The sequence below is a fragment of the Phenylobacterium sp. genome, from assembly GCF_036402295.1.
Classification (GTDB): Bacteria; Pseudomonadota; Alphaproteobacteria; order Caulobacterales; family Caulobacteraceae; genus Phenylobacterium.
In genome coordinates this window covers 1-9603 of the sequence record NZ_DASWTE010000421.1, presented here as the reverse complement: position 1 = coordinate 9603, position 9603 = coordinate 1, and the positions used below count along the sequence as shown (strand labels likewise).

Below are 9603 nucleotides of genomic sequence, written 5' to 3'. Positions count from 1 at the left end.
GGCAAGGGCGGTCCGATGCATCTCACCTATCCCGCAAAGGGGATCATGGTGACGACGGGCATCGTGGGTTCCTCGATGCCGATCGCCAATGGCCTGGCCTGGGGCGCCCAGGTGGCCAAGACCGACCAGGTGGCTGTGGCCACCTTCGGCGACGGCGCTTCGAACATCGGAGCGTTCCACGAAGCCCTGAACCTGGCCGCGGTCTGGAAGCTGCCGGTGATCTTCCTGTGCCAGAACAACCAGTTCGCGGAGCACACGACCTACGCCAAGGGCACCTCTGCGCTCCGGATCGCCGACCGCGCCCACGGCTACAACATCCCCGGCGTGCGGGTGGACGGGAACGATCCCGTAGCGATGTACGCCGCCGCGAATGAAGCGGTCGCCCGCGCCCGCGCCGGCGAAGGCCCGACCCTGATCGAGGCCGTCACCTTCCGGTTCATGGGCCACGTGTTCGGAGACGCCGACGGCTACATCCCGAAAGACATGAAGGCCGCCGCCATGGCCGACGACCCGGTCCCGAAGTTCCGCGCGCGGCTCCTGGCCGACGGGATCGCCACCGAGGCGCAGCTGGCCGACATCGAGGCTGACATCGAGGCCCGCATCGACGCGGCCGTCGCCTTCGCCCTGGCCTCGCCGCTGCCCCAGCCCGACGACCTGCGCCACGACGTCTTTGCCGAGGAGATCCTGGCGTGAGCACCGAGACCACCACCGCACCGGCCCCGACGGCCGCCACCGCGAAGCCCGCCACGGTCACGATCCTGGCCGCGCTGAACAAGGCGCTCACCGACGCCTTCGCCGAAGACGACAAGCTGTTGGCGCTGGGCGAGGACCTGGCTGACCCCGAGGAGGGCGGCATCGTCGGCGTGACCAAGGGCCTCTCGACCCGCTTCGGCGACGACCGGGTCCGCTCCACGCCGATCGCTGAGCAGGCGATCATCGGCGCGGCCATCGGCGCCAGCCTGATCGGCTACAAGCCGGTGGCCGAGATCATGCTGATGAACTTCACGACCGTGGCCATGGACATGATCGTGAACCACGCCGCCAAGCTGCGCTTCATGTCCGGCGGCCAGACCAGCGTGCCCATCGTGATCCGCACCATGACCGGCCTGGGATACGGATCGGGCGGCCAGCACTGCGACTACCTCGAGGCCTGGTTCGCCCACACGCCAGGCATCAAGGTCGTGGCGCCGTCGACGCCGGACGACGCCTATGGGCTGCTGCGCTCGGCCATCGAAGACCCCGATCCGGTCCTCTTCATCGAGAACCTTCCCACCTACCGTACCCCGGTCCCCGGCGTCCTGCCCGACACCGGCTTCCGCGTGCCGCTGGGCAAGGCGGCCGTGCAGCGCGAGGGGACCGACGTCACCGTCATCAGCTATGCCCGGTTGGCCGGCGAGGCCCGCGCGGCGGCCGAGATCGCGGCGGCGGCGGGCGTCTCGGCCGAGGTCGTCGACCTCAGGACCATCGCGCCCTGGGACCGGGAGACCGTCCTGGCCTCCGCGCGCAAGACCGGCCGAGTGCTGATCGTCCACGAGGCGGTGAAGCAATTCGGCGTCGGCGCCGAGATCGCCGCGGTGATCCAGGAAGAACTGTTTGGCCAGCTGAAGGCCCCGGTCCGCCGCCTGGGCGGCGCCTACTCGGCGGTCCCTTACTCCAAGCCGCTGGAAGCGGCCTATGCGCCCGACCGGGCTCGGATCGCCGAGGCGATCACCGCGCTGGCCGGCTGAGGAATCGATACGATGGCGACGGAAATCCTGCTTCCCAAACTCGGGTTCGACATGAACGAGGGCATCCTCACCGAATGGCTGGTCGCCGACGGCAGCCATGTGTCTGAGGGCCAGCCGCTCTATTCGGTGGAAAGCGACAAGTCGAACAACGAGATCGAGGCGCCCGCGTCCGGAACGCTGAAGATCCTTGCCGCGCCCGAGGAGACCTACGAGGTCGGCACGGTGCTGGGCTACATCGAGTAACCGCCGCCGAGCGCCGCCTTCAGTGCGGCGGTCGCACCACCGTCGCCCTGTTCCCGTCGAAGGCGACGATGACCTCCTGCCCGGGCTTGTAGAACTCGCCGATGGCGTCGCCCGCGAGCTTGCGGCCGACGTCGTTGCGGACATAGGTGTCGGCGTCCAGCCGCAGGATAATCTCCCGGCCCTCCGCGACCAGCGTCACCGACGTCGCGTCGATCGCGAGCAGCTGGCCCACGAGCGGACATCCCTCGGAACGCCCCATGACCCGGTGATCCATCGAGAGGCGGAAGCGATCCGAGCGGTTGGAGAGGCCGCTGTGCGGCGTCCAGAGGTTCATGAGCAGGACGTCCCCGGCCTGGTATGTCGTCCTCCGCCAGGCGTCCGCCGGCAGCGAGTCCACAGGGATGGCCGTGTTCGAGCCGTCCGCGAGCGGGTGCCGGTTGATCCGTTCGGTCAATCCTTCGACCAGCGCCAGCCCGCCCACGTCGGAGTCGATTTCGGCCAGCGGGATCCAGCAGATCCGGAATGGTATGCCCGGGCTGTAGGGACCGTCCTGGTGGACGCCGTCGAACCGCGAGCGCGCCGGATCCTGTTGCGGCGGCGTGGCGCGGTATTCCACCACCGGGACCCAGAACGGCTCCTCGCCGAACAGCCGGGTGAAGAAGGCACGGATCGGAGGCTCGGCGACGAACGACCGCCAGGGGGCCCGCGCGGCGATGGGCTCCATGCGGAAGGGATAGGCGGCCAGGCTAACGCCATTGTACCGCACGCTCTTGTCCGTGGGCGCTTCGCCGACCGGATCGATGACGCCCTGCCGCTCCAGCTCGTCGATGTAGACCTGGCGCAGGCGGCCGACGGCCCCGGCGTCGAGCACGCCCCGGAAGAACCAATAGCCATCGCGCTCCCACGCCGTGTCGAGCGCTGGCCGATCGCCCAGCAGGTGATTGTGCGTCTTGAGCTCGCCCATGGGCGGCGTGGCGGCCGACATCTGCATCTCCGCGCTGAGGTCCAGGCCAGCGATCATGGACGCTGCAAGGGCCCCCAACAGGGGCGTTCTGGCGAAAGCCGAGGGGGGAATTCTACGGCTGCGACCGGCGTGCCCGCTCCCGGGCCCGGAAGCCCGCCGGCGTCACGCCCTCCCGCGCCCGGAACACCTCGCGGAACGATGGAAGGTCCGAATAGCCGACCAGGGCGGCAATCTCGCTGACGGTCCGCGGCGTCTCGCGGAGCATCATCTTGGCGGCGTGGATTCTTAACCCCTGGGCATAATCCCGCGGCGTGGCGCCCGTGCTCAGACGGAATCGGCGGATGAGCGTCTGATGGCTGACGGAGAGTGTCGCCGAGAGGTCCTGGATACGAAACGACTGGGTGAATCGCTCACGGATCCACAGCTGGGCGCGCGCGACCAGGGGATCCGACTGGACCGTGAGGCCGGCTTCGGCCATGGCGCCCCAGCGCATCGCCAACCACTGCGCCACGCCCGGCGACAGCGCCTGGGCGACGGCTCGGACGACGAACTCGCCCTCCAGCGCAGGCGCGCCGCACGTCAGCACGTCGCCAGCGGTGCTCATCCCCTGGAGCCCCTCGACCCGTATGCGGGGAAACGCGCGCCGGAAGGCCGGCGTCAGCCTGGGCTCGACCGACGCCACGCCTTCGGCGAGAAGCCCTGCCCGCGCCAACCTCCAGACGCCGGCGCCGGCGGCCGCGATGACCGCGCCGCGGTCCTTCTGTTCGCGGAGCCAGTTCGACAAGGGCTCGCTGCCGCCCAGCGCGGCTTCCACGTCGCCCGCGTCGGGGGCTTCGAACGCCGCAACGTAGACCAGCCTTGCATCGACGTTCCTCGAGAGACCGCCGTCCGCCGCCAACGTTCGGCCGCCTGCCAGCGACACTGGAGCCCCGTCGGCCGTCAGCACCTTCACGCCAGTGTGCATGCGCGAATAGACGCTGAGCGCCGGGTTGTTGTCGTAGAGCTCGGCCAGCAGCGCATGCGCGTCGAGCACACGCCCCAGGCTCGCCAGGTAGGTGTGGGGCGAGGCCACGACGATCAGGTCAGACATGGTCGACCCCAGGCTTAAATCCGCCCCCGCTCAATCACCAGAATGCCCCTCCTGGTGGCCGGGTCCAGATGGTCGACTGCGGGTCCGACGGAGGATGCCACATGCCCGAACCCGAACAGACCCACGGCCGGCTGAAGGGCTGGCGAGCGATCGTAACCGGGGGAGGATCGGCCGGTGACGGCGTCGGGACCGGGCGCGCGATCTGCGTCCTCTTCGCCCGCGAAGGGGCCCGCGTGGCTGTCCTCGACCAGGACGCAGGCCGGGCCGAGGCGACCTGCGCGCAGATCGCCGCCGGCGGCGGAGAGGCGCGCCCGGTGGTCGGCGACGTGACGTCCGCCGAGGACTGCGCGCGGATGACGGAGGAGAGCGTCGCCTGGCTGGGTGGCCTCGACGTGCTCGTCAACAACGTCGGCGTGGGATCGGGCGCGGGGCGGCTCGAGGACATGGCGGAGGCGGCCTGGCTCCGTGGCGTCGACCTCAACCTCAACAGCGCGTTCCTGATGACGCGCGCGGCGATCCCGCCGCTCCTGCAGGGCCGCGGCCGCGCGGTCGTGAACATCGCCTCTGTCGCCGGCCTTCGCGCGCACGGGACAGGCAGCTACGGACCGTCCAAGGCCGCCCTGGTGCAGTTCACGCGGGAACTGGCTGTGATCTACGGCCGCGACGGCCTGCGCGCCAACGCCATCGCGCCCGGCCATATCATGACGCCGCTGGTCGAGCGGTTCGTCGGCCCGGCCGCGCGGGAGGCGCGGCGCCGCATCGCACCGCTCGGGATCGAAGGCGATGCCTGGGACGTGGCTCAGGCGGCGCTGTTCCTGGCCGGGCCGGAGGCGCGGTTCATCAGCGGCGCCTGCCTGCCGGTGGACGGCGGCGTCACGCAGGTCGCCGCCCTGGCCGCCTACGAGCGCCTGATGGAAGCCCCCCGCTAGGCCGGCCACCTCAGTTGATCGTCGCGCCCGCGGCGTGGCGGGCGGCGATGTAGCCGAACACGAACGACGCGGCGATGCTGGCGCCGGCCCCGGGATAGCAGCGCCCCACGACCGAGGCCGTCGAATTGCCCGTGGCGTAGAGTCCCGGGATCGGCGCGCCCGCGTCCGTCAGAACGCGGGCGTGCTCGTCGGTGAGAAGGCCGCCGAAGGTGCCAACGTCCCCCGGATAGACCTGCACCGCATAGAACGGGCCCTTCTCCAGGGCGCCGAGACACGGGTTCGGCTTCACCGTGGGGTCGGCGAACACCCGGTCGTAGGCGCGCTCGCCGCGCTTGAAATCCAGGTCCCGCCCGGTGGCCGCGAACTCGTTGAAGCGGTGGACGGTGCGCCGCAGCGCCTGGGGGTCGAGGCCGCAGGCGGTGGCCAGGCCCTCGATCGTGTCCGCGCGCTTCATGTAGCCGCTGGTGATCCAGTCCTCCGGCGTCTTGCCCCCCATGGCGCCCGCCCAGACATAGCGCTCGCGGTGGCGGCTCTCCATGATCACCCAGGCCGGCACGGCGCCGCGGGCGTACATCCGCTGGCCGTTCTCCATGTACGAGCCGGACTCGTTCGCGAACCGCTCGCCCTTCTGGTCCACCATGATCAGGTGGGGCTTGGCCAAGTCCAGCACGTGGAAGGCCCGGAAGCCCTTCGGTGTGACCGAGGTGACGAGCCAGACGGCCTGATCCATCAGGTCGACCGCCGCCCCGTGGGCCATGGCCATCTCGATCGCCTCGCCCGTGTCACCGGGATTGGCGTTGGTCCAGTCCACGGATGAGGGCTGAGGTCCATACTCGCGGCGCATCTCGGCGTTGCGGGCGAAGCCGCCGGCGTTGATCAGCACGCCGTCCCGCGCCTGGATCCGGCGCTCGCGACCATCGACTTGGGCGACGACGCCCACGATGCGCCCGCCCTCCTCGACCAGCTCCTGTACGGGCGACTCCAGCCGGATGTCGACGCCGGCGCGCAGGGCGGCCTGCAGCATGCGACCCTGGATCGCGGCGCCCATGCCCACCAGCTGCTTGCCGGTGAGCTTCATACTGGCCATTCGCAGACCCAGCCGCATGGCGCCCAGGAAGCCCTCGGGCGTACGCTTCATCAGCATCGACTGCCGGCTCTCGGGCCATCGGATCGGGATGTCGAACGGACCCCTGCGCAGCTTTGCGTTCCAGTCGCCGAGCTCGCGCGCATCGAACAGTTCCATCGCCAGTGATCGGCTGCGTGCACAGCCGCCGGGCTTTTCGTCATAGTAGTCGGACCAGCCCTCGCAACGGCGGATCTTCAGGCCCTTGCGCAGTAGGTACGAGATCATCTCCGGCCCATGGCGCAGGAAGGCGTCCCGGCGCTGCGGCGACGAGGCGGGGCCTGCGTCGCCCACCGTCGCCTCCAGGTAGGCTAGGCCCTGTTCGTAGGAATCCTTCACGCCCGCCGCCGCCTGCAACGGGTGGTTCGGCACCCACAGGACGCCGCCCGACATGGCCGTCGAGCCGCCCACCTTGTCGGTCTTCTCCAGCACAACCACCGACTTGCCGAGGTCGCGCAGCACCAGGCCGGCGCACATCGAGCCGCCACCGCTGCCGACCACCACGAAGTCGACGCTCTCGTCCCAGTGCGCCATGGCTCAGGCCTCCGCCAGGAAATCGTGGAGGGCGCGGTGGAAGTTCGAGACCGCCCGTTCCTGCACCGGATTGGGGCGCGAGCCGGCGAAGCCGCGCGATTTCATCCCGCGCTGGATGTCGGCCATGTTCTCGTAGTCCTGGCAGAGGATGCGGCCCCAGAAGGCCTCGTCCGTCAGGTCGTGGCTCCATTCCTCGACGACCTTCGGCTCCTCGCCGGGCGGATAGCGCTGCATCGAGTAGACGTTCCAGATGCAGCTGTCGGGATCGTCGCCGTTCGGGCGGGCGCGATAGCCCAGCAGGCCCGTGGGGCTCTGCAGCATGATCTGGTTGGGGAACAGGTGCCAGTCGATGCCGGCGGCGTAAATCTGCTGCGGCGTGATCGGCGGGTAGCCGGCGCCGGAGTTCACCGCGTCCTCGCGGATGAAGGTCCCGAAGGCGGTCAGCACCTCCACCGGCGTCGAGCCGGGCGGCACCTCCTGCATGACGCGGCGCGCGGCATGCACCGCGCGCACCGACGAGCCCGCATTCAGGGTCGCCGCCATGTCCTCCATGTAGGCCAGGATGCCGGGCCGGATGTCGTCGCCCAGCGGACCACCCAGCCGTCGCGAGCGCGAGCCCATCGGCAGGGCGTTCCAGTAGGCGAACATCGCATGGCGGCCGTGCGCGTGGCTGACCGTCACGTCGTCCATGTACTCCAGCATCTGCCGGTGCGTGGTCTGGACGTGGTAACCCTCGTTGAAGGCCTCCAGGGCGACCTTCCAATTGCACGGCAGGATCGTCGACTTGCGCCACTGGTAGCGCAGGCCCTGCAGCTCGAACGGGTCCAGCATGGCCTTGGCGGGCGCCAGGAAGTCGGCCAGCGGCACGGCCTGCGGGTCCATGTTGACGTAGACCCAGCCGCCCCAGGTCTCGACCCGCACGGTCCGGAGCGCCACGTCCTCGTCGCTCAGCGCGCCGGCCCAGTCGTCGCGGTCCACCACCAGGGTGTTGCGGCCTGAGAGGTCCCATTGCCAACCGTGGAAGCGGCAGTGGAACTTGCCGGTATGGCCGCAGCCCGCCGTCAGCCGGCGGCCCCGATGCGGGCAGACGTTGTAGTAGGCGCGGATCTCGTCCGGCGCGGTGCGCGCGACGATGATCGACTCGTCCAGGATGTCGTAGGTGTAGAAGTCCCCGACCCTGGGAATCTCCTCCTCGCGGCAGGCCATCTGCCAGACGCGCGGCCAGAGCCCGACTTTCTCCCGCTCCAGGAACGCCCGCGAGACGTAGTCGGCGGCTGGCACATAGTCATCCCGCACCAGCTCCTCTGCCGGGCCGCCGGCCTGGAAGGACGCGTTCATCGGATTTCCTCGCCTAGCGCTTTCTTATGTAGCGGGTGCTACACTAGGACAAATCCAAGTCTCGATAAATAGGCAACTTCGCTAACGGATTAATCTTGCCCGAACAGGCCATGGATCACGAAACGCCCCATGGCCTCGGTGACGGTCTCGGCGTGCTCGACCCCCTCGAACAGCCAGTCCTGCAGCAGGGCGCCGGCCACCACAGCCGCGAACGCCAGCCGCGCCCCCAGCGCCGGATCAATCTCGGCCTTGACTCCGCGGCTGCGATACATGCTGCGCAGCGACGCTTCGGCCTCGGCAAAGTAGTGCTGCAGACCGCGCGGCCGGTCCGTTCCATCCTCGAGGCCGCCCTCGTAGGCCCGCGTGGTGATGAGGGAGAGGATCAGCTGGCGCTCGGTGAGCAGCCGGCCATAGAGCGCCTCCACATAGCTTCGCCCGAGCTCCACGGGATCACCCGCATCGGCGTTCGCCGCGGCCCGCTCCTCTACGATCTGCCGCATGAAGGCGTCGAAGGGCTCGGAGATCGCCTCCTCGAACAGCTCGGCCTTCGAGTTGAAGTAGCGGAAGAGGAGCACCTCGCTCGCCTTGGCCCGCTTGGCGATGTCGCGCGTCGTCGTCTTGGCGTAGCCGCGCTCGGCGAAGAGGTCGCGCGCGCTCTGCAGGATCAGGGCGCGGACCTCGGTGTTCGTGCGGCGAACCCGGCGTGGCTTGGCTTCCGTCATGACCGTCTTTCTCGGGGAGACCCTGGCGCATGGCAACCGGCCGCGGCCGAGCTGCATTGATTTAACTTCTATAACTATGTTATACATATCGCAATGCCACCCGAGAACGAGGTGGCGACGGAGACGCCCATGGAGACCTACGACTACATCATCGTCGGCGCGGGCTCTTCCGGTTGTGTCCTGGCAAACCGCCTCTCGGCCGATACTTCCATCCGCGTCCTGCTGCTCGAAGCCGGCGGTCCGGACACCAGCCCTTTGATCGCCATGCCCAGAGGCTTCGGCCGCCTGCTGGCCGATCGGAGGCACGTATGGACGTATCAGGTCGCCAAGACCGGCGGCCACAACACTCCGGAATACTGGGTGCGCGGCAAGGGCCTGGGCGGGTCCAGTTCGGTGAACGGCATGGTCTACGTCCGCGGCCTGCCCAGCGACTACGACGCTTGGGAGGCCGACGGCTGCGAGGGTTGGGGCTGGAAGGACCTGGATCCGTGCTTCCAGGCCATGGAGGACCACGCGCTCGGTCCCGGCGGCGGCCGAGGCGTGGGCGGACCGCTGAAGGTCACGCCACATCCAAGGCGCCAGGAGCTATGCGAGGCGATGATCGCGTCGGCCGCCACGATGGGCCTACCCATCGTGGACGACCTCAACGCCCTCGACGACGAAGGCTTTGGCTACCAGCCGCGGACCATCGCCTGCGGCCGGCGGCAAAGCGCAGCCAAGGCGTTCCTCGACCCGGCGCGCTCGCGCCCCAATCTGCGCATCCTGACACAGGCCGAAGCGCTTCGGATCGAATTCGAAGGCCGTCGCGCCGTAGGCGTGCGGATTCGCAGTCTTGAGGGCGAGCGGAGTGTTCGCGCAGGGCGCGATGTGATCCTGGCCGCCGGAGCACTGCAGTCACCGAAGCTGCTGCAACTGTCGGGAATCGGGCCGGTC

The 9603-nt window shown here is 69.3% G+C and carries 10 protein-coding genes; 5 read left to right on the top strand and 5 right to left on the bottom strand.

Going from position 1 to position 9603, the window contains the following annotated elements:
- The 3 genes from VGD44_RS24315 to VGD44_RS24305 all read left to right on the top strand — a co-directional run.
- The coding region (locus tag VGD44_RS24315) for a thiamine pyrophosphate-dependent dehydrogenase E1 component subunit alpha (protein ID WP_331090968.1) at positions 1-693 on the top strand (693 nt) is incomplete at its 5' end.
- Complete coding sequence (locus VGD44_RS24310; protein ID WP_331090966.1) at positions 690-1727, top strand: alpha-ketoacid dehydrogenase subunit beta; 1038 nt, start codon at positions 690-692, stop codon at positions 1725-1727. The genes VGD44_RS24315 and VGD44_RS24310, both read left to right, overlap by 4 nt.
- Before the next feature lie 12 nt (positions 1728-1739).
- Positions 1740-1970: a lipoyl domain-containing protein gene (locus VGD44_RS24305; protein WP_331090963.1), complete on the top strand. Its 231-nt coding sequence runs from the start codon at positions 1740-1742 to the stop codon at positions 1968-1970.
- A gap of 19 nt (positions 1971-1989) precedes the next feature.
- Here the strand turns inward: VGD44_RS24305 and VGD44_RS24300 are convergent, their stop codons facing one another.
- Positions 1990-2991, bottom strand: coding sequence for a phytanoyl-CoA dioxygenase family protein (locus VGD44_RS24300; protein WP_331090961.1), 1002 nt, complete (start codon positions 2989-2991; stop codon positions 1990-1992).
- A gap of 55 nt (positions 2992-3046) precedes the next feature.
- The gene (locus VGD44_RS24295) at positions 3047-4024 is read right to left on the bottom strand and encodes a helix-turn-helix domain-containing protein (protein ID WP_331090959.1); all 978 of its coding nucleotides are present in this window, start codon (positions 4022-4024) and stop codon (positions 3047-3049) included.
- Positions 4025-4125: 101 nt separating this feature from the next.
- Here VGD44_RS24295 and VGD44_RS24290 point away from each other — a divergent pair, with 101 nt between their 5' ends.
- A complete protein-coding gene (locus VGD44_RS24290) occupies positions 4126-4953 on the top strand; it encodes an SDR family NAD(P)-dependent oxidoreductase (RefSeq protein ID WP_331090958.1) in 828 nt (275 codons plus the stop codon).
- A 10-nt stretch (positions 4954-4963) separates the two neighbouring features.
- Here VGD44_RS24290 and VGD44_RS24285 read toward each other — a convergent pair whose 3' ends face one another.
- The 3 genes from VGD44_RS24285 to VGD44_RS24275 all read right to left on the bottom strand — a co-directional run bounded on the left by VGD44_RS24285 (position 4964) and on the right by VGD44_RS24275 (position 8670).
- A complete protein-coding gene (locus tag VGD44_RS24285; protein WP_331090957.1) occupies positions 4964-6610 on the bottom strand; it encodes an FAD-dependent oxidoreductase in 1647 nt (548 codons plus the stop codon).
- Positions 6611-6613: 3 nt separating this feature from the next.
- Positions 6614-7948 (bottom strand): aromatic ring-hydroxylating dioxygenase subunit alpha, encoded by a 1335-nt coding sequence (locus VGD44_RS24280; protein WP_331090956.1) that lies wholly within the window; start codon positions 7946-7948, stop codon positions 6614-6616.
- A gap of 89 nt (positions 7949-8037) precedes the next feature.
- Positions 8038-8670, bottom strand: coding sequence for a helix-turn-helix domain-containing protein (locus tag VGD44_RS24275; RefSeq protein ID WP_331090955.1), 633 nt, complete (start codon positions 8668-8670; stop codon positions 8038-8040).
- A 129-nt stretch (positions 8671-8799) separates the two neighbouring features.
- Here VGD44_RS24275 and VGD44_RS24270 point away from each other — a divergent pair.
- Positions 8800-9603 (top strand): GMC family oxidoreductase (locus tag VGD44_RS24270; protein ID WP_331090954.1); only part of this gene is annotated, 804 nt, incomplete at its 3' end.

Excerpts from the sequence above, each read along its gene's own strand:
- VGD44_RS24305 (WP_331090963.1), top strand. The coding sequence starts at position 1,740 with ATGGCGACGGAAATCCTGCTTCCCAAACTCGGGTTCGACATGAACGAG.
- VGD44_RS24300 (WP_331090961.1), bottom strand. The coding sequence starts at position 2,991 with ATGATCGCTGGCCTGGACCTCAGCGCGGAGATGCAGATGTCGGCCGCC.
- VGD44_RS24295 (WP_331090959.1), bottom strand. The coding sequence starts at position 4,024 with ATGTCTGACCTGATCGTCGTGGCCTCGCCCCACACCTACCTGGCGAGC.
- VGD44_RS24290 (WP_331090958.1), top strand. The coding sequence starts at position 4,126 with ATGCCCGAACCCGAACAGACCCACGGCCGGCTGAAGGGCTGGCGAGCG.
- VGD44_RS24285 (WP_331090957.1), bottom strand. The coding sequence starts at position 6,610 with ATGGCGCACTGGGACGAGAGCGTCGACTTCGTGGTGGTCGGCAGCGGT.
- VGD44_RS24280 (WP_331090956.1), bottom strand. The coding sequence starts at position 7,948 with ATGAACGCGTCCTTCCAGGCCGGCGGCCCGGCAGAGGAGCTGGTGCGG.
- VGD44_RS24275 (WP_331090955.1), bottom strand. The coding sequence starts at position 8,670 with ATGACGGAAGCCAAGCCACGCCGGGTTCGCCGCACGAACACCGAGGTC.